Source organism: Streptomyces sp. NPDC045899 (genome assembly GCF_056431485.1).
Genome location: NZ_JBWKKP010000005.1, coordinates 364,940 through 391,321, shown reverse-complemented (window position 1 = coordinate 391,321; position 26,382 = coordinate 364,940). Strand labels below are relative to the sequence as shown.

The 26,382-nt window shown below is 73.4% G+C and carries 23 protein-coding genes and 1 riboswitch; of the genes, 4 read left to right on the top strand and 19 right to left on the bottom strand.

Going from position 1 to position 26,382, the window contains the following annotated elements; translation table 11 throughout:
• Window positions 1-123 precede the first annotated feature (123 nt).
• The gene (gene cobN / locus AC07FT_RS10660; RefSeq protein WP_479175662.1) at window positions 124-3,747 is read right to left on the bottom strand and encodes a cobaltochelatase subunit CobN; all 3,624 of its coding nucleotides are present in this window, start codon (window positions 3,745-3,747) and stop codon (window positions 124-126) included.
• Between the two features lie 32 nt (window positions 3,748-3,779).
• Window positions 3,780-3,929, bottom strand: a riboswitch (cobalamin riboswitch).
• 46 nt (window positions 3,930-3,975) lie between these two features.
• On the opposite strand from cobN, the gene cobG reads away from it, so the two are divergent.
• From cobG to AC07FT_RS10645, 3 genes are read left to right on the top strand one after another with little or no spacing between them, the layout of a single operon-like run.
• Entirely contained in the window at window positions 3,976-5,421 is a 1,446-nt protein-coding gene (cobG, locus tag AC07FT_RS10655; RefSeq protein WP_479175661.1) for a precorrin-3B synthase, read from the top strand.
• Complete coding sequence (locus AC07FT_RS10650; RefSeq protein ID WP_432014611.1) at window positions 5,418-6,059, top strand: precorrin-8X methylmutase; 642 nt, start codon at window positions 5,418-5,420, stop codon at window positions 6,057-6,059. The genes cobG and AC07FT_RS10650 overlap by 4 nt, the downstream gene beginning before the upstream one ends.
• Window positions 6,056-7,624 (top strand): precorrin-2 C(20)-methyltransferase, encoded by a 1,569-nt coding sequence (locus tag AC07FT_RS10645; protein WP_479175659.1) that lies wholly within the window; start codon window positions 6,056-6,058, stop codon window positions 7,622-7,624. The genes AC07FT_RS10650 and AC07FT_RS10645 overlap by 4 nt, the downstream gene beginning before the upstream one ends.
• Here the strand turns inward: AC07FT_RS10645 and AC07FT_RS10640 are convergent.
• Window positions 7,609-8,415 (bottom strand): cobalt-precorrin-6A reductase, encoded by an 807-nt coding sequence (locus AC07FT_RS10640; protein ID WP_479175657.1) that lies wholly within the window; start codon window positions 8,413-8,415, stop codon window positions 7,609-7,611. The genes AC07FT_RS10645 and AC07FT_RS10640 overlap by 16 nt on opposite strands.
• 77 nt (window positions 8,416-8,492) lie before the next feature.
• Here AC07FT_RS10640 and AC07FT_RS10635 point away from each other — a divergent pair, with 77 nt between their 5' ends.
• Window positions 8,493-9,647 carry a cobalt-precorrin-5B (C(1))-methyltransferase gene (locus AC07FT_RS10635; RefSeq protein WP_479175656.1) on the top strand — a complete coding sequence of 385 codons (1,155 nt, stop codon included), beginning with the start codon at window positions 8,493-8,495 and terminating at the stop codon, window positions 9,645-9,647.
• A gap of 3 nt (window positions 9,648-9,650) precedes the next feature.
• On the opposite strand, the gene AC07FT_RS10630 is transcribed toward AC07FT_RS10635, so the two are convergent.
• The 17 genes from AC07FT_RS10630 to AC07FT_RS10550 all read right to left on the bottom strand — a co-directional run bounded on the left by AC07FT_RS10630 (window position 9,651) and on the right by AC07FT_RS10550 (window position 26,262).
• On the bottom strand, window positions 9,651-10,016 hold the full coding sequence (locus tag AC07FT_RS10630) for a hypothetical protein (RefSeq protein ID WP_479175655.1): 366 nt from the start codon (window positions 10,014-10,016) through the stop codon (window positions 9,651-9,653).
• A gap of 52 nt (window positions 10,017-10,068) precedes the next feature.
• Window positions 10,069-10,674 (bottom strand): dihydrofolate reductase family protein, encoded by a 606-nt coding sequence (locus AC07FT_RS10625; RefSeq protein ID WP_479175653.1) that lies wholly within the window; start codon window positions 10,672-10,674, stop codon window positions 10,069-10,071.
• 102 nt (window positions 10,675-10,776) lie between these two features.
• On the bottom strand, window positions 10,777-11,547 hold the full coding sequence (gene cobM / locus AC07FT_RS10620) for a precorrin-4 C(11)-methyltransferase (RefSeq protein ID WP_254740902.1): 771 nt from the start codon (window positions 11,545-11,547) through the stop codon (window positions 10,777-10,779).
• Entirely contained in the window at window positions 11,544-12,803 is a 1,260-nt protein-coding gene (gene cbiE / locus AC07FT_RS10615; RefSeq protein WP_479175651.1) for a precorrin-6y C5,15-methyltransferase (decarboxylating) subunit CbiE, read from the bottom strand. The genes cobM and cbiE overlap by 4 nt, the downstream gene beginning before the upstream one ends.
• A gap of 94 nt (window positions 12,804-12,897) precedes the next feature.
• Window positions 12,898-13,683: an acyltransferase gene (locus tag AC07FT_RS10610; protein WP_479175692.1), complete on the bottom strand. Its 786-nt coding sequence runs from the start codon at window positions 13,681-13,683 to the stop codon at window positions 12,898-12,900.
• Window positions 13,684-13,721: 38 nt separating this feature from the next.
• On the bottom strand, window positions 13,722-14,528 hold the full coding sequence (locus tag AC07FT_RS10605; protein ID WP_479175650.1) for a (2Fe-2S)-binding protein: 807 nt from the start codon (window positions 14,526-14,528) through the stop codon (window positions 13,722-13,724).
• 3 nt (window positions 14,529-14,531) lie between these two features.
• On the bottom strand, window positions 14,532-15,539 hold the full coding sequence (meaB, locus tag AC07FT_RS10600; RefSeq protein WP_479175649.1) for a methylmalonyl Co-A mutase-associated GTPase MeaB: 1,008 nt from the start codon (window positions 15,537-15,539) through the stop codon (window positions 14,532-14,534).
• Window positions 15,540-15,543: 4 nt separating this feature from the next.
• Entirely contained in the window at window positions 15,544-17,778 is a 2,235-nt protein-coding gene (gene scpA, locus AC07FT_RS10595; protein WP_479175648.1) for a methylmalonyl-CoA mutase, read from the bottom strand.
• Window positions 17,778-19,670 (bottom strand): methylmalonyl-CoA mutase small subunit, encoded by a 1,893-nt coding sequence (gene mutA, locus AC07FT_RS10590; RefSeq protein WP_479175646.1) that lies wholly within the window; start codon window positions 19,668-19,670, stop codon window positions 17,778-17,780. Before mutA ends, scpA begins: the two co-directional genes overlap by 1 nt.
• Before the next feature lie 203 nt (window positions 19,671-19,873).
• Complete coding sequence (locus AC07FT_RS10585) at window positions 19,874-21,088, bottom strand: cytochrome P450 family protein (protein ID WP_479175644.1); 1,215 nt, start codon at window positions 21,086-21,088, stop codon at window positions 19,874-19,876.
• A 215-nt stretch (window positions 21,089-21,303) separates the two neighbouring features.
• Window positions 21,304-22,488, bottom strand: a complete 1,185-nt coding sequence (locus tag AC07FT_RS10580) for an MAB_1171c family putative transporter (RefSeq protein ID WP_471196783.1) — start codon at window positions 22,486-22,488, stop codon at window positions 21,304-21,306.
• A complete protein-coding gene (locus tag AC07FT_RS10575) occupies window positions 22,481-23,086 on the bottom strand; it encodes a hypothetical protein (protein ID WP_479175642.1) in 606 nt (201 codons plus the stop codon). The genes AC07FT_RS10580 and AC07FT_RS10575 overlap by 8 nt, the downstream gene beginning before the upstream one ends.
• A 55-nt stretch (window positions 23,087-23,141) precedes the next feature.
• Complete coding sequence (locus tag AC07FT_RS10570) at window positions 23,142-23,651, bottom strand: helix-turn-helix domain-containing protein (protein ID WP_254741727.1); 510 nt, start codon at window positions 23,649-23,651, stop codon at window positions 23,142-23,144.
• Between the two features lie 201 nt (window positions 23,652-23,852).
• Complete coding sequence (locus tag AC07FT_RS10565) at window positions 23,853-24,515, bottom strand: spherulation-specific family 4 protein (protein WP_479175641.1); 663 nt, start codon at window positions 24,513-24,515, stop codon at window positions 23,853-23,855.
• Window positions 24,512-24,724 (bottom strand): hypothetical protein, encoded by a 213-nt coding sequence (locus tag AC07FT_RS10560; RefSeq protein WP_479175639.1) that lies wholly within the window; start codon window positions 24,722-24,724, stop codon window positions 24,512-24,514. Before AC07FT_RS10560 ends, AC07FT_RS10565 begins: the two co-directional genes overlap by 4 nt.
• Window position 24,725: 1 nt before the next feature.
• Window positions 24,726-25,160, bottom strand: a complete 435-nt coding sequence (locus AC07FT_RS10555) for an NAD-dependent epimerase/dehydratase family protein (RefSeq protein WP_479175638.1) — start codon at window positions 25,158-25,160, stop codon at window positions 24,726-24,728.
• A 76-nt stretch (window positions 25,161-25,236) separates the two neighbouring features.
• Window positions 25,237-26,262 (bottom strand): GDP-mannose 4,6-dehydratase, encoded by a 1,026-nt coding sequence (locus tag AC07FT_RS10550; RefSeq protein ID WP_479175636.1) that lies wholly within the window; start codon window positions 26,260-26,262, stop codon window positions 25,237-25,239.
• Window positions 26,263-26,382 lie beyond the last annotated feature (120 nt).

Below are 26,382 nucleotides of genomic sequence, written 5' to 3'. Positions count from 1 at the left end.
CCCCCCCCCCCCCCCCCCCCCCCCCCCCCCCCCCCCCCCCCCCACCCCCCCCCCCTCCCCCCCCCCCCCCCCCCCCCCCCCCCCCGCACCCGCACCCGCGGTTCCCCGCCGGGCACGGACGGCTCAGTCGTCGCCCTCCAGACCGCCCTCGGTCTCCAGGTAGAGCTCGCGCACCCGCTCCAGCACCTCGGGGTCGGGCTCCGCCCACAGGCCGCGACTCTCGGCCTCCAGCAGCCGCTCGGCCATGCCGTGCAGCGCCCAGGGGTTCGCCTCCTCCAGGAACGCGCGGTTCTCCGGGTCGAGCAGATAGCTCTGGGCCAGCTTGTCGTACATCCAGTCGGCGACCACACCGGTGGTGGCGTCGTAGCCGAAGAGGTAATCCACCGTGGCGGCCAGCTCGAACGCGCCCTTGTAACCGTGGCGGCGCATCGCCTCGATCCAGCGGGGGTTGACCACCCGGGCGCGGAAGACCCGGGAGGTCTCCTCGTGGAGGGTGCGGGTGCGGACCGTCTCGGGGCGGGTGGAGTCGCCGATGTACGCGGCGGGCGCGGTGCCCTTGAGCGCGCGCACGGTGGCCACCATGCCGCCGTGGTACTGGAAGTAGTCGTCCGAGTCGGCGATGTCGTGCTCGCGGGTGTCGGTGTTCTTCGCCGCGACCGCGATCCGCCGGTAGGCGCTCTCCATCTCCTCCCGCGCCGGGCGGCCCTCCAGACCGCGTCCGTAGGCGTAGCCGCCCCAGACCGTGTACACCTCGGCGAGGTCGGCGTCGGTACGCCAGTCACGGCTGTCGATCAGCTGGAGCAGCCCGGCGCCGTAGGTGCCGGGGCGGGAGCCGAAGATCCGGGTGGTGGCGCGGCGCTCGTCGCCGTGGGCGGCGAGGTCGGCCCGGGTGTGCGCGCGTACGTAGTTGTCCTCGTCGGCCTCGTCGAGGGAGGCGGCCAGCCGTACGGCGTCGTCCAGCAGTCCGACGACATGCGGGAAGGCGTCCCGGAAGAAACCGCTGATGCGCAGGGTGACATCGATGCGCGGACGGCCGAGCTGGGCGGGTTCGACGGGCTCGAGCCCGGTCACCCGGCGCGAGGCGTCGTCCCACACCGGCCGGATGCCCAGCAGCGCCAGCGCCTCGGCCACGTCGTCGCCGGAGGTGCGCATCGCGCTGGTGCCCCACAGCGAGAGACCGACGGAGGTCGGCCACTGGCCGTCGTTGTCGGCGCGGTAGCGCTCCAGGAGCGAGTCGGCGAGCGCCTGGCCGGTCTCCCAGGCCAGCCGGCTGGGCACGGCCTTGGGGTCGACGGAGTAGAAGTTGCGGCCGGTCGGCAGCACGTTGACCAGACCGCGCAGCGGGGAGCCGGAGGGGCCCGCCGGGACGAAACCGCCGCCGAGCGCGTGCACGGCGTGGTCGATCTCGTCGGTGGTGGCGGCCAGGCGCGGCACCACCTCGCGGGCGGCGAAGTCGAGGATGGCGGTGACCGCGGCGCGCTGCTCGTCCGGCAGGACGAGGACGGCTTTCTCGACCGCGTCGGGGGCCCAGTCCGCGTCCTCCATCGCCTGGACCAGCGCGCGGGCGCGCTCCTCGGCGTCATCGGCGCCGGTGCGGGTGGCGGCCGACTCGTCCAGTCCGAGTGCCTCGCGCAGACCGGGCAGCGCGGTGGTGCCGCCCCAGATCTGGCGGGCGCGCAGGATCGCGAGCACCAGGTTGACGCGCCCGGGGCCGCCGGGGGCGGCACCGAGGACGTGCAGACCGTCGCGGATCTGGGCGTCCTTGACCTCGCACAGCCAGCCGTCGACGTGGAGCAGGAAGTCGTCGAAGCCGTCGTCGTCGGGACGGTCCTCTAGGCCGAGGTCGTGGTCCAGCCTGGCGGCCTGGATCAGGGTCCAGATCTGGGCGCGGATGGCGGGCAGCTTCGCCGGGTCCATCGAGGAGATGGCGGCGTACTCGTCGAGCAGCTGCTCCAGCCGCGCGATGTCGCCGTAGGAGTCGGCGCGGGCCATCGGCGGCACCAGGTGGTCGATCAGGGTGGCGTGCACGCGGCGCTTGGCCTGGGTGCCCTCGCCCGGGTCGTTGACCAGGAACGGGTAGATCAGCGGCAGATCGCCGAGCGCGGCGTCGGGGCCGCAGGCGGCGGACAGTCCGGCGTTCTTGCCGGGCAGCCACTCCAGGTTTCCGTGCTTGCCCAGGTGGACCATGGCGTCGGCACCGAAGCCGCCGTCCGCCTGCGGGGTGGCCATCCAGCGGTAGGCGGCCAGGTAGTGGTGGGAGGGCGGCAGATCGGGATCGTGGTAGATGGCGATGGGGTTCTCGCCGAAGCCGCGCGGCGGCTGGATGACCACCAGCAGATTGCCGTGGCGCAGCGCGGCCAGGACGATGTCGCCGTCCGGGTTGCGGCTGGTGTCGACGAACATCCCGCCGGGCGGCGGGCCCCAGTGCTCCTCGACCGCGTCGCGCAACTGCGCGGGCAGGGTGGCGTACCAGCGGCGGTAGTCGGCGGCGGGGACGCGGACCGGGTTGGCGGCGAGCTGCTCCTCGGTGAGCCACTCCTGGTCGTGGCCGCCGGCGTCGATGAGGGCGCGGATCAGTTCGTCGCCGTCGCCGGAGACCAGGCCCGGAAGGGCGTCCGGCCCGTCCTCGGGGCCGAGGTCGTAGCCCTCGGCCCGCAGGCGGCGCAGCAGGGCGACGGCGCTGGCGGGGGTGTCGAGGCCGACGGCGTTGCCGATGCGGGAGTGCTTGGTCGGGTAGGCGGAGAGGACCAGTGCAAGACGCTTGTCGGCCGCGGGTATGTGGCGCAGCCGGGCGTGCCGTACCGCGATCCCGGCGACCCGGGCGGCGCGCTCGGGGTCGGCGACGTAGACGGGCAGTCCGTCCTCGTCGACCTCCTTGAAGGAGAACGGCACGGTGATGAGGCGGCCGTCGAACTCGGGGACGGCGACCTGGGTCGCGGCGTCCAGCGGGGAGAGCCCCTCGTCGTTCTCCTCCCAGGCGGTGCGCGAGCCGGTCAGGCACAGCGCCTGGAGCACGGGGACGTCGAGCCGGGCGAGCGCGCCCGCGTCCCACGACTCGTCGTCGCCGCCCGCGGAGGCGTCGGCGGGCCGGGTGCCACCGGCGGCGAGCACGGTGGTGACGACCGCGTCGGCCGCGCCGAGGGCCTCGATCAGCTCGGGCTCGGGCGCCCGCAGCGAGGCGACGAACAGCGGGAGCGGACGGCCCCCGGCGTCCTCCACGGCCCGGCACAGGGCCTCGACGAAGGCCGTGTTGCCGCTCATGTGGTGGGCTCGGTAGTAGAGCACCGCGACGGTGGGGCCGGTGGTGGTGCGCGCGGTGCGCTCCAGCGGGCCCCAGGTGGGGGCGGGGGCGGGCGGTTCGAAGCCGTGGCCGGTGAGCAGCACGGTGTCGGAGAGGAAGCGGGCCAGCTGCTCCAGGTTTCCGGGGCCGCCGTGGGCGAGGTAGGCGTGGGCCTCGGCGGCGATGCCGACCGGGACCGTGGACGCCTCCATGAGCTGGGCGTCCGGGGCCTGTTCACCGGTGAGGACCACCACGGGGCGGTCACCCGCGAGCAGGGTGTCCAGGCCCTCCTGCCAGGCGCGGATCCCGCCGAGCAGCCGTACGACGACGAGGTCGGCGCCCTCGAGCAGGCCGGGCAGGTCGTCGAGTGCGAGCCGGGCCGGGTTGGCCAGGCGGTACGGCACCGGGCCCGTGGCGGCACGGGCGCTGAGCAGGTCGGTGTCGGACGTCGACAGCAGCAGGATCATGACTGGGCGCCTTCCTCGGGGTCCGCGCCCCGGGCGGGTTGAAGACGGCGGGAGTTCCTGGCTCGCGCGGCTGCTGCCGTGCTCACAGTGGCGGGACCGCGCCGGAATCTCACCGGCTTCCTCCCCTGACGCCGTCAGTTGCGTCCGGCGGGTCAGGACGACCCGCCGCTCAGCATAGTAAGCGTTGCTGACCTGCCACGGGACGGTGAGGGCCGGGCGATCGTCGGTATGCTCGCCGCCATGCCCCTCCCCCCGACAACCGTCCCACCTGGGGATCAAACGCCCGCCACCGGTGTCCGGGCCCGCTCCGCCACGGACCGGACGGTCTCCGCGGACCGTGGCGGGCGTGATGACGCATGCCCCGGCGCACTGCGGCTCCACCCGGCGCACGACGGCGCACTGGCCCGTGTCCGGCTGCCCGGCGGCCTGTTGACAGGACGTCAGGCGCGGACGCTGGCGGCGGTGGCGGAGGAGCTGGGCGACGGCCGGCTCGACCTCACCTCCCGGGGAAACGTCCAGCTGCGGGGGCTTGCCGAAGGGTGCGGGGCACCCCTGGCGGAGCGGTTGCGGTCGGCGGGGCTGCTGCCGTCGGACGCGCACGACCGGGTGCGCAACATCGTGGCGTCACCGCTGAGCGGCCTGGACGGCGCCGGGCACACCGACACCTCGGTGTGGGCGCGGGAGTTGGACACACTGCTGTGCACGGCGGGGTCCGGCGAGTTGAGGGCTTTGTCGGGGTTGTCGGGTCGGTTCCTGTTCGCGCTGGACGACGGACGGGGTGATGTCGCCGCCCTGGGCGCCGATGTGACATTGATCGCAACGCCGGGCGGCGGAGCCGTCCTGGGGGTGGGTGCCGCCGGATCCGGGGGGCTGCGCATCGCGGCGGAGGACGCCCCGCGGGCCGCCGCGCTGGCGGCCGTGGAATTCCTGACGAGAGCGGAGGAAAGCGGCATCCGGGCCTGGCGGGCGCGGGAGCTCCCCGCACAACACGCCGTGACGGCCGCCGGGTTGGCGGCGCGACTCGCCGGGGCGGGCATCGGACAGGAACCGGACACCGGCGCCTGCGGTGCCGGACTGGACACGGCGCCCGGCCCATGGACGGAACCCTGCCTTCCCTCCCCCGGTCCGGTGCCCGGCCCGCACGGCCGCCACGCGGTGTCCGTGGCCGTACCGCTCGGCCGGATGAGCGCCGCCCAGTGGCGGCTGCTCGCCGCGCTCGCCTCCCGGGACGGGGCCGATGAGCTGCGTGTGACACCCTGGCGCGGCGTGGTGATCCCCGGATTCACCCCGGGGGCCGCCCGCTCCGCGGCGGACGAACTGGCCGGAGCCGGGCTGGTGACCGATCCCGGCTCACCGTGGCTCGGTGTCGGGGCCTGCACCGGGCTGCCCGGCTGCGCGAAGTCGCTGACCGATGTGCGCGCCGACGCCGGGCGGACGGTGGCGCGGACCACCGCGGGCGGCGAACGGCGTACCGTGCCGCTGCCGGTGTACTTCTCCGGCTGTGAGCGGCGCTGCGGTCATCCCGGCGGCCGCTGGGTGGACGCGCTGGCGACCGGCACGGGCTACCGGATCACCGTACGGGGCACATCCGGGACGCCCGGTGACCCGGACGGCACGGACGTGACAGCAGAGCAGGTGGCCGACGCCGTGGCGGCGGCCCGCGGAACGAGATGATCGAGGGCACAGTGTTCGACTACGAGAAGGACGGGGCGGCCATCTACCGCGCGTCCTTTGCCACCATCCGCGCCGAGGCGGATCTCGGCGGTCTCCCCGCCGATGTGAGCCAGGTCGCGGTGCGGATGATCCACGCCTGCGGCATGGTCGACCTGGTCCAGGACCTCGGGTACTCGCCCGAGGTGGTCTCCCGCGCCCGTGCCGCGCTGCGTTCCGGCGCGCCCATCCTGTGCGACGCGCAGATGGTCGCCAGCGGTGTCACCCGCAAGCGGCTGCCCGCCGACAACGACGTGGTGTGCACCCTGTCCGATCCCGGGGTGCCGGAGCTGGCCCGCCGGATGGGCACCACGCGCAGCGCCGCCGCGCTGGAGCTGTGGCGGGACCGGCTGGAGGGTTCGGTGGTGGCTGTCGGCAACGCCCCCACCGCGCTCTTCCGGCTGCTGGAGATGATCGAGGAGGGCGCGCCGCGCCCGGCCGCCGTCATCGGTGTGCCGGTCGGCTTCATCGGCGCGGCCGAGTCCAAGGAGGCGCTGGCCGGACATCCGGCGGCGCTTGACCATCTGGTGGTGCGCGGCCGACGCGGTGGCAGCGCCATGGCCGCGGCCGCGGTCAACGCGATAGCGAGCGAGGCAGAGTGAGCGAGCAGCAGCAGGGCCGGCTCTACGGTGTGGGGCTCGGCCCCGGCGACCCGTCCCTGATGACGGTACGGGCCGTGGAGGTCATCGCCGAGGCCGATGTCATCGCCTACCACAGCGCGCGGCACGGCCGGAGCATCGCGCGTTCCATCGCCGATCGGTATCTGCGGCCCGACCACATCGAGGAGCGGCTGGTCTACCCGGTCACCACGGAGACCACCGACCACCCCGGCGGCTACCGCGGGGCGATGGAGGAGTTCTACGCCGAGGCGTCCGCGCGGCTCGCGGCCCATCTGGACGCCGGGCGCACGGTCGCGGTGCTCGCGGAGGGCGATCCGCTCTTCTACGGCTCCTATATGCACATGCACAAGCGGCTGGCCGACCGCTACCCCACCGAGGTGATCCCCGGGGTCACCTCGGTGAGCGCGGCGGCCGCGCGGCTCGGCACCCCGCTGGTGGAGGGCGAGGAGGTGCTGACGGTCCTTCCCGGCACCCTGCCCGAGGAGGAGTTGACGGCACGGCTGGCCTCCGCGGACGCCGCGGCCGTGATGAAGCTCGGCCGCACCTTCCCGACCGTGCGCCGCGCCCTGGAGCGTTCGGGACGGCTGGCGGACGCGCGGTACGTCGAGCGCGCCACGATGGGCGCGGAGCGCACCGCGCCGCTGGCCGAGGTGGATCCCGGGACGGTGCCCTACTTCTCGGTGGCGGTGCTGCCGAGCCGGGTCGGCACGGTCACCATGACTGGCGCGGCGGACCCGGTGGCCGGGGACGACCGCGCGGACGGGGCGACCGGGGCGGACACCCCGGAGGCGGCGGGCCCGGGTGAGGTCGTGGTCGTCGGCCTCGGCCCGGCCGGTCCGCTGTGGCTCACCCCCGAGGCGCGCGGTGAACTGGCCGCCGCGGAGGAGCTGGTGGGCTACACCACCTATCTGGACCGGGTGCCGGTGCGGCCGGGCCAGCGGCGGCACGCCTCCGACAACAAGGTGGAGGCCGAGCGCGCCGAGTTCGCGCTGGAGCTGGCGCGGCGCGGGCGGCGGGTCGCCGTGGTGTCCTCGGGCGACCCCGGGGTGTTCGCCATGGCCACCGCCGTCCTGGAGGCGGCGTCCGAGGACCCCTACCGCGAGGTGCCGGTACGGGTGCTGCCCGGGATGACGGCCGCCCACGCCGCCGCCGCCCGCGCGGGTGCCCCGCTCGGCCACGACTACGCGGTGGTCTCGCTGTCCGACCGGCTCAAGCCGTGGGAGGTCATCGCCGAGCGGCTGCGCGCCGCGGCCGCGGCCGACCTGGTGCTCGCCCTGTACAACCCCGGTTCGCGCAGCCGGGTGTGGCAGGTCGGCAAGGCACGGGAACTGCTCCTGGAGCACCGCGCGCCGGACACGCCGGTGGTGCTGGGCCGGGACGTGGGCGGCCCCGAGGAGCGGGTCCGCGTCGTGCGGCTGGCCGATCTGGACCCGGCCCAGGTGGACATGCGCACCATCCTGCTGATCGGCTCGTCCCAGACCCGTACGGTGCGCCGCGGCGACGGCACCGAGATCGTCTGGACCCCGAGGCGCTACCCGGAGGACTGACCGGTGACGGGCCGGGGCCACACCCCGGCCCACCCCGCCAGGGTCGTGCGCAGCCAGCCGACGGCCTCGTCCGGGGTCCCGGCCACGGTGATCCCCTCCGGGGCGGGCGGGCGGCGGACCACGACCACCGGAAGTCCGGCCTCGCGCGCCGCCGTGAGCTTGGCGGCGGTGGCCCGGCCCCCGCTGTCCTTGGTCACCACGACGTCGATACGGTGGCGGCGCAGCAGTTCAGTCTCGCCCTCGAGGGTGAACGGCCCCCGGTCGAGGATCACCTCCGCGCGCGGCGGGACCGGCGCCTGTGGCGCGTCGACCGAGCGGATCAGGAACCACTGCCGGGACAGATGGGCGAAGGCGGCGAGCCCCATCCTTCCGGTGGTGAGGAAGACCCGCTCCCCCAGTGCGGGCAGCAGCTCCGCGGCCTCGGTCAGGGACGCGGCCGGGTGCCAGCGGTCCCCGGGGCCCGCGACCCAGCCGGGACGTCGCAGCGCGAGCAGGGGAACATGGACGGACGCGGCGGCCCGGGCCGCGTGGAGACTGATGGTGCCGGCGAAAGGATGGGTGGCGTCGATGAGCGCGTCCACCTGGTGTTCACGGAGCCAGCGGGCCATGCCCTCGGCGCCCCCGAACCCGCCGATCCGCACCCGGCCCGCGGGCAGCCGCGGCTCGGCGACCCGTCCCGCGAGCGAGCTGGTGACGCGCAGCGCGGGGTCACCGTCGAGCACGGCGGCGAGGTGGCGGGCCTCGGTGGTGCCGCCGAGAATGAGTACGTGGCGCGCCGGAGCGCTGGTCATCGGATGCCTTCCGTCCTGTGCGGGGTCGTGCGCGGGGCCGTGCGGATCCGCCCCCTCGTCGGTGCGCCCGTCATCGTATGCGCGGCGGGTGGGGCGTGGCTGAGGCCCGGCAGGCCAGTGGACGCGGCGCCCAGCTGGAGCGGACCGGACTCCGCCCCGGCTGGACCACCGGCGCGTGTGCCACCGCCGCCACCACGGCCGCGTACACCGCCCTGCTCACCGGCGACTTCCCGGACCCGGTGACGATCGAGCTGCCGAAGGGGCAGCGCCCCGCGTTCGCGCTGGCGGCCGAGGATCTCACCGGGCGCCGGGCGATGGCCGCGGTGGTCAAGGACGCCGGGGACGATCCCGATGTGACCCACGGCGCGCTGGTCCGTGCCACGGTACGGGTGCTGCCGGCGGGGACCGGGGTGGTCTTCCGGGCGGGTCCGGGAGTGGGCACCGTCACCCGACCCGGACTGCCGCTCGGGGTCGGCGAACCGGCCATCAACCCGGTGCCGCGCCAGATGATGCGGGACCATGTCGCGGCGGTCGCGGCCCGGTGCGGTGGGACCGGTGACGTCGAGGTGGAGATCTCGGTCGACCACGGCGAGGAGATCGCGCGCAGTACGTGGAACCCACGGCTGGGCATCCTCGGCGGGCTGTCGGTCCTCGGCACGACGGGCATCGTGGTGCCGTACTCCTGCTCGGCGTGGATCGACAGCATCCGGCGCGGGGTGGATGTGGCACGGGCCGCCGGGCGCCGTCATGTGGCCGGATGCACCGGATCGACGTCGGAGAAGGTGGCGGTGGCCGTGCACGGGCTGCCGGAGGACGCGCTGCTGGACATGGGCGACTTCGCCGGGGCGGTGCTGAAGTACCTGCGCCGCCATCCGGTGGACCGGCTGACGGTCGCGGGTGGCTTCGCCAAGCTCTCCAAACTGGCGGCCGGCCACCTGGATCTGCACTCCTCGCGCTCCCAGGTGGACAAGGACTTCCTGGCGCGGCTGGCCCGCCAGGGCGGCGCGGACGAGGAGCTGACGGCGGCCGTGGCCACCGCCAACACCGGCCTGGAGGCGCTCCAGTTGTGCGCCGCGCGCGGTGTGCCACTCGGCGATCTGGTGGCCGCGGCGGCCCGTGGGACCGCGCTCGGTGTGCTGCGCGGTGCGCCGGTCGCCGTGGACGTCATCTGCGTCGACCGCGCGGGCACCGTCGTGGGCCGCGCCGCCGAACGCGGCCCACATGACGGCTGAGCGTCAGGTCAGTCCACCGAACTGGGCAGGTGCACCGCCAGCTTGAGGGTGTTCTGGTCGGTCATGGTCATCGGCGCGGCTCCGCAGGGAGGTGAGCTGTGCCCGCGGCGGCAGCGGGAGGTACCCCTCGGCCTTGGGCAGGTCGATCATCAGGTTGAGGGTGCCGCCTCCGGTGTCCAGGAACAGCCGCTGGTGGCCCCGGGTGAGCGTGACGTCGTGCTCCTCGTAGCCGTTCTTCAGGAAGCGCACGGCGAGCGTGGTCTCCGCGCTCGCAGCCGGTCCGTTCACCCCGTACCGGAGCAGCAGGGTGCTGTCGTCCTGGCCCGACGCCGTCTTCGGGCGTGCGGCGTCGGGCAGCGGGAGCGCCATGTGCCGGGTGTTCCGGTGCGCCAGGTTAACCACCCATGTCCCAGCGAATCCCCTACTGTTCATCGGCCGCGGGCGCGGGCCGGAAGATGCACACCTGTGCGCCTTGGGGGCTGGTGGTCGCGGAGACCAGCTCGAACCCGCGCAGACCACCGTCACCCGGGAAAATGGTCTTGCCGCCACCGAGGATCACCGGCATGAGGATGAGCCGGAGCTCGTCGACCATGTCCTCGTGCAGCAGCGCTCGGGCGAGCGTGGCGCTTCCCATCACCAGCAGGTCACCACCCTCGGCCGCGCGCAGTTCACGCAGGCGCGCCACGGCCTCGTTCCCGGGGACGGCGGTGGTGTTCTGCCATGTCAGCTCGTCGCCGCCGAGGGTGCTGGACACCACGTACTTGGGGATGGCGTTCATCCGGTCGGCGAACGGGTCACCGGCCCTCCCGGGCCACGCGGCGGCCATCACCTGCCAGGTGCGGCGGCCGAACAGCAGCGCCCCGGCCCCGGACAGTGCCTCGTCGAAGGCCCCGCCGACCACCTTCTCGTCGAAGTACCGATGGCTCCAGCCACCGTGGGCGAAGCCGCCGTCGGTGTCCTCGTCGGGGCCGCCGGGCGCCTGGACGACGCCGTCGAGACTCATGAAAGCGGTGATCACGATACGCACGGGACTGGCTCCTCTTCCTCGCCTCGCCATGAGGCTACGGAAAGGAAGACCGCCCGGCCGCCCGGAACTCATCGTTTCCCGGCGAAGTCCGCCGGAAGTCCCTCATCCGGCGCCGGTGTCACAGGGCCCGTGCGGGCGTTCCCGCTCCGGGGAGTACAGGTGGCTGTCGCGGAACTGCTCGGCCCCCAGAGTGCGCCCGACCATGATGACGGCCGTGCGGACCACCCCCGCCGCCTTCACCGCGCCGGCGATCTCACCGAGCGAGCCGCGCAGCACCAGTTCGTCCGGTCGGCTCGCCATGGCGACCACGGCGGCCGGGCAGTCGGCGCCGTAATGCGGAAGGAGCTCGGCCACCACACGGTCCACGTAGCGCGCGGCGAGGTGCAGCACCAGCAGGGCGCGGCTGCGGCCGAGCGTGGCGAGATCCTCCCCGTCGGGCATGGGTGTGGCCTGCTGGGCGATCCGGGTGAGGATGACGGTCTGGCCGACGGTCGGCACGGTCAGTTCGCGCTTGAGCGCGGCGGCCGCCGCCGCGAAGGCGGGGACACCGGGCACCACCTCGTACGGCACACCGGCCGCGTCGAGACGGCGCATCTGCTCGGCGACGGCGCTGAAGACCGACGGGTCACCGGAGTGCAGCCGGGCCACGTCCTCCCCCGCCTCGTGGGCGGCCACCAGCTCGGCGGTGATCTGATCCAGGTCGAGCCGGGAGGTGTCCACCAGACGGGCGTCCGGCGGGCATTCGCCGAGCAGTTCGCGCGGTACGAGGCTGCCCGCGTACAGACACACCCGGCAGCGGGCGAGGGTACGGGCGCCACGCACCGTGATCAGGTCGGCGGCGCCGGGGCCCGCGCCGATGAAGTACACCGTCATCGTGTCTCTCCTAGAGCGGGACCGGCCGGGCTGCCGGCCGGTCTGACCACGGACCACTGGGTGACCGGCATGGCCTGCCGCCATCCGGTGAAGCCACCGACGGGGGTGGCGTGGGCGACGGCGATGCGGACCAGTTCACCGCCGTGGCGGCGGTACCAGTCGGCGAGCAGCGCCTCGGATTCCAGCGTCACGGTGTTGGCGACGAGCCGTCCGCCCGGTGGCAGTGCCGACCAGCACGCCTCCAGCAGTCCGGGCGCGGTGGCGCCGCCGCCGATGAACACCGCGTCGGGGACGGGCAGTCCGGCCAGGGCTTCCGGCGCGGCGCCGGTGACGACACCGAGACCGGGCACCCCGAGCGTGGCGGCGTTGCGGACGATGCGCTCGGCCCGCGCCGGATCGCGTTCGACGGAGTACGCCCGGCAGGTGCGATGGGCGCGCATCCACTCCACGGCGATGGAGCCGGAGCCGCCGCCGATGTCCCACAGCAGTTCGCCGGGGGCGGGGGCGAGCGCGGCGAGGGTGGCCGCCCGCACATGACGCTTCGTCAGCTGGCCGTCGTGTTCATACGCGGTGTCCGGCAGTCCCGGGGTCACCGCGAGCCGTGGTGTCCCCTCCGCGGCGACGCAGTCGACGGCGATGACGTTGAGGGGGTCACCCGGTGGATGCGTCCAGGTCTCGGCCGTGCCCTCCACGGTGCGTTCGCGTTCACCGCCGAGCTGTTCCAGCACCCGCATCGGGCTCGGGCCGAAACCCCGGTCCCGCAGCAGTCCGGCGACCTCGGCCGGGGTGTCCGCGCCCGCGCTGAGCACCAGCAGCCGCGCTCCCGTGTGCAGCGCCCGGGCGAGGCACGCCGGCGGACGGCCCACAAGGCTGATCACCTCTGCCTCCTCCAGCGGACGGCCGAGCCGGGCGCACGCGTAGGAGACGGAGGACGGATGGGGCAGCACCCGCAGCCGTTCGGCGCCCAGTTCCCCGGCCAGGGTGCGGCCGATCCCGAAGAACATCGGGTCGCCGCTGGCCAGGACAGAGATCCGGCGACCGGTGTGCTCGGCGAACAGCCCGGGCACGGCGGGGCGCAGGGGCGAGGGCCAGGGCAGCCGCTCGGCGCGGACTTCCGCGGGCAGCAGCGCGAGCTGACGAGGGCCGCCGATGATCACTTCGGCCGAGCGCAGCGCGTCCCGCGCCGTCATGGTGAGCCCGTCCCAGCCGTCGGCGCCGATGCCGACGACGGTCACGGGGGGTCGGGCGGGGCTCACGGCGCTCCCTGGCGTCGGTCGGGCGAGGAGCACCGGAACGGCACCCAGCGGAACTCTACTGACCTGCTACGACGCATGCCGCCCCCGGGTCCGGTCAGCCGTCGGCCACCCGGGGGCCGGGCACCTGTTCCGGGCGCGGGGGCTCGTCGTCGTCCGGTGCCAGTTCGGCGACCGCGATCAGCTGCTCGGCCGTCATCCCCGCCGGGACCGGCTTCGGCGGAGGGGTGCGCAGCGGCGGCTGCCAGCCCTCGTCGGGAGCCCAGCGCCGGATGATCCGGGCGGGCGCCCCGGCGACCACCGCGTGATCGGGCACCTCACCGCGGACGATCGCCCCCGCGGCCACCACCACGTTGCGGCCCAGCCGTGCCCCCGGCAGGATCACGGCCCCGGCGCCCAGCCAGCTCCCGGAGCCGATGGACACCGGCTCCGAGCGCGGCCACTGGTGGCCGATGGGCTGGTCGGGGTCGTCATAGGAGTGGTTGTCGCTGGTCACGTAGACGTAAGGACCGCAGTACACATCGTCGCCGAACTCCACGGTCCGGGAGGCGATCACATGGCTGCCCCGGCCGAGCACCACACCGTTGCCCAGCCGCAGTACGGGATCGGGGCCGAGGTCGAGTCCGGGCATCATGCCCGCTGTCAGGGTCACCTGTTCACCGATGACGCAGTGGTCGCCGAGGTGGATCCATGGCTCCCCGAAGACGGTGCCCTGAGGGAAGGCCAGCCGGGTGCCGACGCCGATGGACCCGAACCGGTACGGGCCGGGGCGGTCCCGGGTCACCGCGCCGGCCCGCCGCACCCAGCGCGATCCGGCGTGCACCAGTCGGGATGAGGTGCGGCGGCGCCAGGCCGCCCAGGATGAGAACACGTTCTCGTTCATCGGCACCCGCTCACCGTACCGACCGGGCGGTCACGGGATCAGCCCTCACCGCTGTGACCTGCGCCGCGTTCGGTGCGCGGGGTCCGGCTGAGCCCGCAGTCCCCGCACAACCCACCGCCGGGCACCCGGTAGTAGAGACAGCAGGTGCGGCGCCGGAACGCGAGCGGCGCGGTGGTCAGGGTGCCGGTGCCGGTCAGTGGCGAGGTCTCCAGCAGGGTGCGGACCCAAGCGGTGGCGCGGTCCGCCGCGTCGCCCCTCCCCCGCGCCCGGCACCAGTCGTGGAACACCCGCAGGGAACCGGCGAGCGCCGAGGCGGCGTTGCCCCACAGCAGCCGTCCGGAGACCGGACATGCGGTGCGCACCGCGTGGTGCAGCGGCAGCAGGTGGACATAGGCGGTGTGGGCCAGCTGCCCGGCCACCCCGGCGGGTTCACCGTGGGTGCGCCACGGCCCGGGGTGCCACAGATCGTCCGGCGCCATCCGCGCCGGGTTCCACCACAGGGCGTCGGGGCGCAGATCCGGCACCCTGCCGTGCAGGGCGGCCGGGGCCAGCGCGAGCGACCACAGCCGGGCCGCGAGCCCCTGGAAGACCAGGGAGGCGGCGACCCGGCGCTCATCGGTGCGCAGCGTCGTGCCGACGGTGTCGATCCGGGCGAGCAGCGCGGGCGCGGCCCGGCCCCCGTCGGTCCGGTAGACCGCGCCGAGGGGGACGTACCCCTCGGCGCGCGGTCCGCCGTCGTCAGCCGGCGCTCCGGTCCGCAGGGCGAAGAACGGGCCCACCGCGGTGCTCTCGCACGGCACGGCCGCCGGACCGCGGCCGTCCGCGGAAGGGTTCTGGTGATCCACGGCTCAATGATCGTCCGGCGCCCGGAACGCCTCCAGCAACCGGTCCGCGGCCAGCGTCGCCGTCAGCGTGCCGTCGCGGACCTCCTGCTCCAGCCCCGGTCCGAGGCGGCGCACCTCGGGGTGGGCGTGCAGCCGGGCCAGCAGCTGGTCGCGCACCATCGACCAGGTCCAGTCGACCTGCTGGTCGCGGCGCTTGGTGTCCAGCGCGCCGGTGGCGTCCAGCACCCGGCGGTGCTGCTCCAGCCGCTCCCACACCACGTCCAGACCGGTGTTCTCGCGCGCGCTGCAGGTGAGCACGGGCGGGTTCCAGGGGGCGTCCGGTGGCTGCAACAGCCGCAGGGCGCCCGCCAGTTCACGGGCCGCGGACTTGGCGTCGCGGGCGTGCGGTCCATCGGCCTTGTTGATGGTGACGACGTCCGCCAGCTCCAGGACGCCCTTCTTGATGCCCTGGAGCTGGTCACCGGTACGGGCCAGGGAGAGCAGCAGGAAGGAGTCGACCATATTGGCCACGGCGGTCTCGGACTGGCCGACCCCGACCGTCTCCACCAGCACCACGTCATAGCCCGCCGCCTCCATGACGACCATGGACTCGCGGGTGGCGCGGGCGACCCCGCCGAGCGTTCCGGCGCTCGGCGAGGGGCGGACGAAGGCGTTCGGATCCACGGCCAGCCGCTCCATCCGGGTCTTGTCACCCAGGATGGAACCGCCGGTGCGGGTGGAGGACGGATCGACGGCGAGCACCGCGACCCGGTGGCCCAGCCCGGTGAGCATGGTGCCCAGGGCGTCGATGAAGGTGGACTTGCCCACGCCTGGCACACCGCTGATGCCCACCCGCCGCGCCCCGCCGGTGTGCGGCAGCAGCTCGATCAGCAGCCGCTGGGCGAGGGCGCGGTGGTCGGGCCGGGTGGACTCCACGAGGGTGATCGCGCGGGCGATGTACGCACGCGATCCGTCGAGCACACCCTTGGCGTAGGTGTCGATGTCGATGGCCGGTCGCCTGGCTGACCGCATGGGCCTACAGCTCGTGGCCGAGGTCGGCGGCGAGCGACCTGACCAAGTCGTGGGCGGCGTCGGGGATGACCGTGCCCGGCAGGAAGACGGCGGCGGCACCGGCCTCGTGCAGGGTCTGGACGTCCTGCGGCGGGATGACCCCGCCCACGACGATGGTGATGTCCTCGCGCCCGGCCAGCGCCAGCTGCTCGCGCAGCGCGGGCACCAGGGTGAGGTGGCCGGCGGCGAGCGAGGAGACGCCGACGATGTGCACATCGGCCTCCACCGCCTGCCGGGCGACCTCCTCCGGGGTCTGGAACAGCGGGCCGACGTCCACGTCGAAGCCCAGGTCGGCGAAGGCGGTGGCGATCACCTTCTGGCCGCGGTCATGCCCGTCCTGGCCCATCTTGGCGACCAGGATGCGCGGGCGGCGGCCCTCGGCCTCCTCGAACCTCTCCACCAGGGCGCGGGTGCGGTCCACGCCGGACGACGGTCCGGCCTCGTCTCGGTACACACCGGAGATCGTACGGATCTGACCGGAGTGGCGCCCGTACACCTTCTCGAGTGCGTCGGAGATCTCGCCCACGGTGGCCTTGGCACGGGCCGCGTCGACCGCGAGGGCCAGCAGATTGCCCTCCAGGCCGGTACCCGGACCCGACTCGGCGGCCGCGGTCAGCCGCCGCAGCGCGTCCTGGCAGACCGCCTCGTCCCGCTCCGCGCGCAGCCGCCGCAGCTTCTCGATCTGCTGGGCGCGCACCGAACTGTTGTCGACCTTGAGGACCTCGATCTGCTCGTCGCTGCCGCTCTCCGGGCGGTACTTGTTGACGCCGATCACCGGCTGGCGGCCGGAGTCGATACGCGCCTGGGTGCGGGCCGCGGCCTCTTCGACGCGCAGCTTGGGGATGCCCGCGTCGATGGCCTTGGCCATACCGCCGGCCGCCTCGACCTCCTCGATGTGCTGCCAGGCCCGCCGCGCCAGGTCGTGGGTGAGCTTCTCGACGTAGGCGCTGCCGCCCCAGGGGTCGATCACCCGGCAGGTGCCCGACTCCTGCTGCAGCAGGATCTGGGTGTTGCGGGCGATACGCGCGGAGAAGTCGGTGGGCAGTGCCAGCGCCTCGTCCAGCGCGTTGGTGTGCAGCGACTGGGTGTGGCCCTGGGTGGCGGCCATCGCCTCGATACAGGTACGCGCCACGTTGTTGAACACGTCCTGGGCGGTGAGCGACCAGCCGGAGGTCTGCGAATGGGTACGCAGACTGAGCGACTTGGGGTTCTTGGGGTCGAACTGCTTGACCAGCTTGGCCCAGAGCAGCCGGGCCGCCCGCAACTTGGCGATCTCCATGAAGAAGTTCATGCCGATGGCCCAGAAGAACGACAGCCGCGGCGCGAAGGCGTCCACGTCCATCCCGGCGTCCATCCCGGCCCGCAGGTACTCCACCCCGTCGGCCAGGGTGTACGCCAGCTCCAGGTCGGCCGTGGCTCCGGCCTCCTGGATGTGGTAGCCGGAGATCGAGATGGAGTTGTAGCGGGGCATCCGCTGCGAGGTGAACGCGAAGATGTCGGAGATGATCCGCATCGACGGCTGCGGCGGATAGATGTAGGTGTTGCGGACCATGAACTCCTTGAGGATGTCGTTCTGGATGGTCCCCGCCAGCTTCTCCGGTGCCACCCCCTGCTCCTCGGCGGCCACGATGTACAGCGCGAGCACCGGGAGCACCGCGCCGTTCATCGTCATCGACACGCTCATCCGGTCCAGCGGGATGCCGTCGAAGAGCTGACGCATGTCGTAGATGGAGTCGATGGCCACGCCCGCCATGCCGACGTCACCGGTCACCCGGGGGTGGTCGCTGTCGTAGCCGCGGTGGGTGGGCAGGTCGAACGCCACCGACAGGCCCTTCTGACCGGCCGCGAGGTTGCGGCGGTAGAAGGCGTTGGACTCCTCGGCGGTGGAGAAGCCCGCGTACTGCCGGATCGTCCAGGGCTGGTTGACGTACATCGTCGGGTACGGGCCGCGCAGATAGGGCGCGGCGCCGGGGTAGGTGCCCAGGAAGTCCAGACCCGTCAGGTCCTCCGCGGTGTACAGCGGTTTGACCCCGATGCCCTCCGGGGTGTCCCACACCAGGTCCTCGGCGCTCTTGCCGACGTTCTCGCTCAGACCGGCCGCCCACTCGGCGGAGGTGGCCGTGACCCGCTCACCGGGCGCCTCGAGCTCGACTCCCGAGAAGTCCGGAATCCTTCCGGCGTCCTGCGGACCGGCCGCCATCACGCCACCCCCATGGTGTCCAGGGCCGAGGTGAGGACCTCGACCGCGTTGCAGCCCGCGAAGACGAACGCGTCCACGCCGGCCTGCTCGTACTCATCCTGTCGATCCCCGGGCCGCCCGGCCAGATACACCTGGAGTGCGCCCGCGGTCTTCAGCCGCTCGGCGACACCCGCCGCCTGCTCCGCGTACAGCGCGTCGCTGGAGCACAGGCACGCCACGCGGGCGCCGCTGGCGGCGAACGCCTCGGCCACGGTCTCGGCGGTCACGGTGACCGTCTCCCCAGTCGCGGTGACCGCTTCGATACCGCCCGCCTGGAAGAGGTTGGCGGCGAAGGTGGCGCGCGCGGTGTGCGCGGCCGCGGGGCCGAGGGCGGCCAGGAAGACCCGGGGCCGGGTGCCCTCGGCGGCCTGGTGCGCGTCGGAGCGGGCGCGCAGCGCCTCGTACGCCTCGTCGCGGCGCACCCGCGGCAGTCCGCCGCCGGACGGCGCGGAGGCCGTCTCGCGCTCCACGGGCTGCTCGGTGAGGTTCGGGAACTCGCTGACGCCGGTGATCGGCTCCTTGCGGCGGGCCAGGTCACGGGAGCGGCGGGCCCAGGTCTCGGCCAGTGTGTCGCGCACCAGACCGGAGGCGAGGGCGGCGGCGAGCCCGCCGGCGGCCTCGATCTCCTGGAACCAGGCCCAGGCGGCACGGGCCACCTCGTCGGTGAGCCGCTCGATGTACCAGGAGCCGCCGCCGGGGTCGATCACCCGGGCGAGGTGCGACTCCTCGAGCAGGATGGTGGAGGTGTTGCGGGCCACCCGGCGGGCGAAGTCGTCGGGCTGGCCGATGGCGCTGTCGAAGGGCAGCACAGTGACGGCGTCGGCGCCGCCGACCCCGGCGGCCATGCTCGCCACGGTGGTGCGGAGCATGTTCACCCAGGGGTCGCGCCGGGTCATCATCACCGGGGAGGTCACCGCGTGCTGGCGCTGGGCGGCCGCTTCCGGGGCCGCACCGCACACCTGCGCGACCCGGGCCCACAGCCGCCGGGCGGCGCGCAGTTTGGCGATGGTCAGGAACTGGTCGGCGGTGGCCGCGTAGCGGAACTCCAGCTCGCCACAGGCGGCTTCGGCGCTCAGCCCCGCCTCGGTCAGCGTCCGCAGGTAGGCCACGCCCGCGGCGAGCGAGCAGCCGAGCTCCTGGGCGGCCGTGCCACCGGCCTCGTGGTACGGCAGGGCGTCCACGGCGAGGGCGCGGATCCCGGGGTGGTCACGGTGGCTGAGGGCCGCGAGCTCCGCGGCGGCGGCCAGGTGCCCCGGCAGATCGGCGTCCCGGCCGGTGCGGGCCACCAGGCCCAGCGGGTCGGCGCCGAGGTTGCCGAGCGCCGCGTGGGGCGGCACCTCGCGCTCGCCGTAGAGCCGCAGCAGCGCGCGGGCGGCGGCCTCGAAGTCGGCGCCCGCGTCCAGGGCCACGGGGGCCAGGTCGAGATAGACCCCGTTCAGCGCCTCGGGCAGGGCGTCGACGGGCACCCCGGCCTCGCCGACCGCCAGCCACACCGAGCTGACACCGTTCTCCAGGTCGGCCAGGACCGCCTGGTTGGTGCGGGCCGGGTCGGGGTGAGCGTGGCGCTGGCGCACATCCCAGCCGGAGACCGTGGAGCCCTCGGGCCGGCCGCCGCGTACGAAGGGTGCGAAGCCGGGGAGTCCGGCGTCCTGCGGGGCGTCATCAGCGGTGTACAGCGGCTGGACGGTGATGCCGTCCTCGAGCGCGGTCGCGAGGACCGCTTCGGCCTGTTCGCCTACGGCGTCCGAGGTGCCGCTTTTGCGCAGCACTCCTTCGACGAGGTGGCGCCATTGGTCACGCGTCACATCCGGGAATTCGTCGGCGAGGGGAAGGCCGTCAGGCAGGACCGTCATGACAGCGGAGGCTAGTGCGATCTTCTAAAGCCAGAGCAGAGGAACCGGCTGTGAGCTTGCTCTCTATGTGCCGTTCGCCACGGGATGACGCCCGTTAAGAGAGACCCGCCCGGTGCGACGGGGGATGCACACCGGGCGGGCTCGATGACCTTTTTACCGCATCGGGCCCGGGTTATGCATCACAAACGTGTTCGCTTTCCCCGTCACCAGGCGATGGGGAGCGAGATCAGGCCACGCGTGCGGATCGATGGCCGCCACCGCAGCTCCTCCTTGGAAACATCGAGCCGCATCCCCGGAAAGCGGCTCAACAGGGCTTCCAGGGCCACTTCGGCCTCCATCCTGGCCAGCGGAGCACCGAGGCAGTAGTGGATGCCGTGACCGAACGCAAGGTGCCCGGACCGGACAACATGTGGATTGAAGTGGTCCGGATCCTCGAAGTGGCGGGCGTCACGGTTGGCGGAGGCGATGGAGAGCAGCACCGTCTCCCCCGCGGGAACGGTCACCCCACCGATCTCGATGTCCTCGAGCGGGAAGCGGCGGATCGAGAGCGGCGCGGGTCCGTCATGGCGGGCGAATTCCTCGACCACCGCCGGGATCCCCTCCGGTTTCCCGCACAGCGCGCTCAGCAGTTCGGGACGGTCGAGCAGACCGGATACAGAATTGCCGATGAGATGAACCACATTTTCGTATCCGGCGAAGAGGAGCAGAAAGGCGAGTGAGGTGAGTTCGTCCTCGCTCAGCCGGTCCGCTCCGCCGGGGCCGCCCGCACCGTCCTCGTCGCGGGCGGCGATCAGGGCGGAGAGCAGATCATCACCGGGCTCGGCCCGCTTGGCCGCGATCAGTCCGGTGTAGAAGCGCAGCATGCTGCCGATCGCCTCCTTGGCCTGCTCCGGACGCCGGGGGTCGGGGGTGAGCAGGGCATCGGACCAGGCGAGGAAGTCCTGACGGTCGCGGTGGGGAACACCGAGCAGATCGCAGATCACCGCGATGGGCAGCGGTCCGGCGTAGTCCGCGATCAGATCGGCGCGGCCATGGGGCTGGACGGCGTCCAGCAGCGCCTCCGCCTGCTGTCGTACGCCCGCGCGCATCGCCTCGACCCGGCGCGCGGTGAATGCCTTCACCACCAGACGGCGGACCCGGGTGTGATCCGGCGGGTCCATGTTGAGGAGGTTGGCGTCGAGGGCGGGCGGGAGCGAGAAGCCGCGGAAGTTGCCGGGGCGGGCGTTGCCCTTGTCCAGCGAGAGCCGGGGGTCGGCGAACGCCTGCCGGACGTCCTCGTAGCGGGTGACCAGCCAGGCCGGATTGCCGTCGGGGCCGGTGATCCGGTGGACCGGGCCCTCCTCCCGCAGCGCGGCGTAGGTGGCGTAGGGGTCGGTCAGCAGCCCGCTGGTGTCGCGGGGGGTGGAGTTCGCGGTCATGGCTCCCGACTCTAGATCGTCCGGGTCGGCCGAAGTCGGCTCCGGGGCCCGGCCGGTGGGGAGGCGGTGCGGAGCCGCTGGGGAGGCACCGGGGAGGGTGTGCGGAGCGGTGCTGGCCGGTAGGCGGCGCCGGGACTGAATCTCCCCGGCGCCGCCTGCGCCACGGGCGGCCCCGACCCCCGTCCAGGGCCACCTCGTCTTCGATCCCCCTTGCGTCACCGCCGAGGTGCGGCGGCCCCCTCCCCCAGCTCCGCGAGCACCTCGTCCACCAGCGGCAGCCGGTAGACATCGGCGACCCTGGCCAAGTGCTCGTGCTCATCGGCCAGTTCGGTTCCCGTGGTGACCACCACGCTGTCCGCGGCGGTCACCGGTACGTGTCCGTGTGCTTGATTCAGCAAACCCCGTCTGAGCGCCGCTGCTTCCACTACGGCAGCAAGTTGCCAATCGTCGAACCGTGCGGCCTGGGCCTTGACACGTGCGATCTCCAGGACGTCCGCCTCCACATGGCGTCGCACACCGCGCTGGACGTCACGGATCTCCGCCATCTGGCGGTTGGCCCGCCACTCCAGATCGGCCAGCGGCCACCAGCCGGTCCAGCGCGGCTGTCCCATGGCCACTTCGGGAGCCTGGGCGGTGACTTCCCGCCACAGCGGCCGCAGACGCCGGAACCGGCGCCACGCGGAGGCGCGCGGACCTCCGGCCGGCAGGGCGAACCCGGCCAGGACGAGCAGTGCGGCGACCGAAGCGGTCAGCGGGGCCACGCCGTTGGAGAGCCAGTACAGCTCCCGGCCCGCCCAGGAGAAGCCGAACCCGATCAGCTTGCAGGCGCAGTAGACCAGGCCGAGCCAGCATCCGGCGGCGAGCACCCGCAGCCCCCGGGCGAGCCACGAACCGCGCAGGGTGGCGGCGTAGCGCGGGCACAGGATGCCCAGCCCCGCGAGTCCGGTGCCGAAGATGGCCAGATACAGCACCAGGAAGAGCACCACACCCGGTTCGTTCGCGTACGCGGTGCTGAAGTCCCGGGGATGTTCCACGGCGTCCGGGCGGCCGACGGCGAAGCCCGTGACGGCCACGGCCCACACCAGGCCCACGGCGGCCACCACCATCCGGGGCCGGATCGCCGACCCCGTCCAGCGCAGCAGCAGGACCAGCGCGCCGGTGGCGAACACCACGACCGAGGAGTAGAGGAGGACCATGGCCAGATTGGCCACGCCCACCAGCCGGTCGAACCAGCGGTAGACACTGGGCGCCGAGAGCAGGAACACATCGGCCACGGCGGCGGTCATCACACAGGCGAGCCCCAGGTCGGCGTTGCCGCGGTCGCGGAACCAGGCGCGCGCCTTGTATCCGGCGAGCGCCCACGCGGCGGCCCCGAACGACAGGTAGACCAGGTCAAACACGAGCCCCACCACCGCTGCCGGGGGCTCGGGGTGCCCGGCGGGTGCCGGCGGTGCCGCCCGTGTCGCGCACATGGCGCAGTGCCGGGCCGAGGGCGGCGGCCAGTTCGGCGGCCCGGCCCCGCAGCGGCAGTCCGTGATCGGCCGAGGTGGGCACCACACGCTCCATCAGCAGGGTGCCCAGCACTTCGGTCTCGCGCTCGGTGAGGTTGTCATAGCAGTGGTGGCGGGCGAAGCCCGGGGTCATGCCCAGGCGCCGCATGGCGGTGGTGACGTCCATGGACGGGGTCCACATGCGCAGCGCGTCCTCGGTGACGGCCGGGTCCTGCTCATGCCCGAGCAACAGGTGTCCGATCTCGTGCAGCACGATGTGGATCTGGTGCCAGGGGGACGTCCTGAGCTCGTAGAAGACCCAGTACCCGTCGTCGGTGCTGGCCGTCATGCCCGAGACCACACCGCCCAGGCTCATCGGCACCAGATGGACGGGGCGTCCGACACGCTCGGCCACGATGGCGCACAGGCCCGGCAGATCGGTCGAGGAGGGCAGACCGAGCTCCTTGATGAGCCGCTTGCACCGCCGTCGTATCCGACCCACTCGCATGCCTGTACCACCCTCGATTCCGGTCCGCCGCCAGGAGCAGAACAGTGGCCGCGCGTCAGCCTCGGCCACGCGGTGCCCGGCCGTCCGGCTCCGCCGGCCCCTCGGGCCCGGCCGGTTCCGGTGGCAGGTTCATCTGCTGCCGGAACTGGGAGATGATGGCGGTGAGGCTGTCCTGGACCTCCGGGGGGAGGCCCACGGAGCGCAGCGCGATGCTGCGCACCCGCTTGTCGCGCATCGCGACGAGGAACCGCACCTCCTCCTCCACCCGCTCCGCCTGGGACGGCGACAGGTCGCCGAGCAGGTAACCGACCGGCACGGCGAAGAACTTGGCCAGTGCGCGCAGCAGGTCCGGGCTGGGGTTGGTGCGCTTCCCGTTGCGCAGCATCGACAGATACTGCTCGGTCAGCGCCGCCTTGCCGTACTCCTCGCTTCCGCTGATCTCCTCCGCGACATGGGCGTTGGTGTAGGGGGAGCCCGGCGGGTGCATGGTCGCGAACAGGTAGTTCAGCCGGTCCGCGAGCCGACTGCCGGTGTCGTCCGGTGACCCGTTGGCCCCGACGGCCATCCGCTCCCCCTCTTGATCGTGGCTGTTCACGGCGGGACGCACTCACGGTTGGTTAAGGCCGGGAACGCCGCGTGAGGCATCCTGCCATGACGGTCGCACGGCGCACCAGTCCGCCCCGCGCGCCCCAGTGGCACCGGCTTAACGGGCAGTTGGCCAGTAGTGGTCACGCCTCTTCCGCAGGTCACGCCGTCGGCCGGATCCTCATTCCGGTCCGTCGGGGGCGGACTGCCAGGGGTTGGCGCCCTCGCCGGGCACCGCGCAGTGCACGGCGGCGCCGCGTCGGCGTGCGGAATCGGCCACCCGGCCGCCCCGGCCGAGGGGCACGGCGTACACCAAGTGACCGAAGGGCTCGGGGGGATACGCGGCCGTCCAGCCGGGCACCGGGGTGTGCCGGTAGGCCTCCCAGCGCCCCTCGAAGGTGATCAGCAGATCGCCGAGAGCGGTGTAACCGGGGTCGGGGTGGGTGCCGGGATTGAGGACGACCGACCGGGCGCCGAGCGTCCGGGCGGCCCTCACCTGCCGTTGATATCGCGCCAGATGGGCCGCGGCGGACGGGACCCGGTCCAGGAACACCCCGTCCACGCCGTACCGGCGGCGGTACCGGCCGATATCGGCCAGGACCGGCGCGGTCCGGCGGTGGCCGTAGGCGGTGTCGACGTAGCCGAGCAGGGGCGCGCCCGCCGCGCGCAGCCGCGCGGCGGCTCCGGCGAACACCGCGTCGGGGCGGCGCCCCGGTCCGTCGGCCGGGTTCAGGACCACGCCGTACAGCCGCCCGGCGGCTCGCTCCAGCACTCTCCAGGGGTGCGGATCGACCGCCGGGTGGACGTACAGCGGCACCAGCAGCCGCCGTTGAAGGGGTGTCACCGCGCGGGAACCGCGGCCTGGTCGACGCTGGCCGCCCACAGCCCGGCCAGGGAATCGGCGAAGGTGTGGCGGGGCTGCCGGCCGATCACCCGGACGGCCGCGGCGATGTCAGCTTGTTGCCAGGAGACCGCGGCGGAGCGGTCCGAGCCGCCGCCCCTCTCCTCGAGCCGTCCCCGGAAGCCGCTCTCGCGCACCAGTCCCTCGGCCACCTCACGTACCGGACGGGCGGTACCACTGGCGATGTTGAGCATCCGCGGATGCGCGCCGGGGGGTGGCGGCGAGCCCGGCGGCGCGCGCCACATCGCGCACGTCGACGAAGTCGCGGTGGGCGGAGAGATCGCCGACCCGGACCGTGCCCTCCGGGCCGTGGGGGGTGACGCGGCGCAGTTCGGCGGCCAGCCGTCCGGGCAGCCCGGCGGTCGGGGCGCCGGGGCCCAGCGGGTTGAACACCCGCAGCACCAGGGCGTCCAGCGGGGCGTCGAGGACGGCGAGGGTCCCGGCCGGCTTGCTGGCGCCGTACACGCTCAGCGGCCGGGCGGGGGTGGTCTCGTCGACGGTGCGGCCGACACCGGTGGCCGTACTCGGCCGCCGAGCCGAAGTGCACCAGACGCTGCCCGGGGTGCGGCCTCGGCCAGCGCCTGGCACAGCACCGCCGGGCCGCGCGCGTTGGTACCGGTCAGATGTACCGCATCGCCGCCCACCCCACCGGAGCAGTTGACGATCAGACGTTGTAGAGGTCCGTCTTGTAGCGGGCGAGGTTCGCCGGGTCGCGGAAGAAGGCGATGGTGTGCTCCAGACCCTCCTCGAGGGTGTGTGCGGGGCTCCATCCGGTGGCGGCGCGCAGCCGGGTGGCGTCGCACACCAGCCGCATCACCTCGGAGTCGGCGGGCCGTACCCGCTGGGCGTGCTCGCGGACGTCGAGCGTGGTGTCCATGAGCTTGCCGACGAGGGCGACCAGGTCACCGACGGAGATCTCACCGCCGGTCCCCGCGTTGAAGGTGCGGCCGACCACATCCGCGGCGGGGGCGGTGCCGACGGCGAGGAAGGCCGCCGCGGTGTCCTCGACATAGGTGAAGTCGCGGGTGGGACGGAGGTCTCCGAGGGTGATGGTGGTCTGCCCGGCCGCCACCTGGCCGATGACGGTGGGGATCACGGCGCGCATGGACTGCCGCGGGCCGAAGGTGTTGAACGGGCGCAGGGTGACCACCGGGGTGCCGAAGCCGGCGTGGTAACTGTCGGCCAGCCGGTCCCCGCCCGCCTTGGAGGCGGCGTAGGGGGACCGGGTGTTGATGGGGTGGTCCTCGGTGATGGGGACGGTCCGCGCGCTGCCGTAGGTCTCGCTGGTGGAGGTGTGCACCAGCCGGGGGATCTCCAGGTGGCGCACCGCCTCCAGCACGTTGAGAGTGCCGGTCACATTGGTCTCGACGTAGCTGTGCGGGGCCCGGTAGGAGTACGGGATCGCGATGAGGGCGGCGAGGTGGTAGACGGCGTCGGTGCCGCGGAGAAGCCCGTTCACCGAACCCGGGTCGCGGACGTCGCCGAGGACCACCTCGACGTTGGCCAGCACCTCGTGGGGCAGGGACTCCAGCCAGCCGAAGGACGAGAAGGAGTTGTACTGCACCATCGCCCGCACCCGGTGGCCGGTGGCCACCAGCGCCTCCACGAGATGCGAACCGATGAAGCCCTCCGCGCCGGTGACGGCGACGGTGGTGGCGAAGGTGCCGGTGGCGGAGGTGTTTTCGGACATGCGGGAACTCCTCTTCTGCTGCGGTGGTGTGATGCGGTGATGGCCCGGTGGCGGAGCGCGCCGGATCAGCGGTACGTGGTCATCCGGCCGGGCAGTGCGGTGGCGGCGCTGAGCAGGACG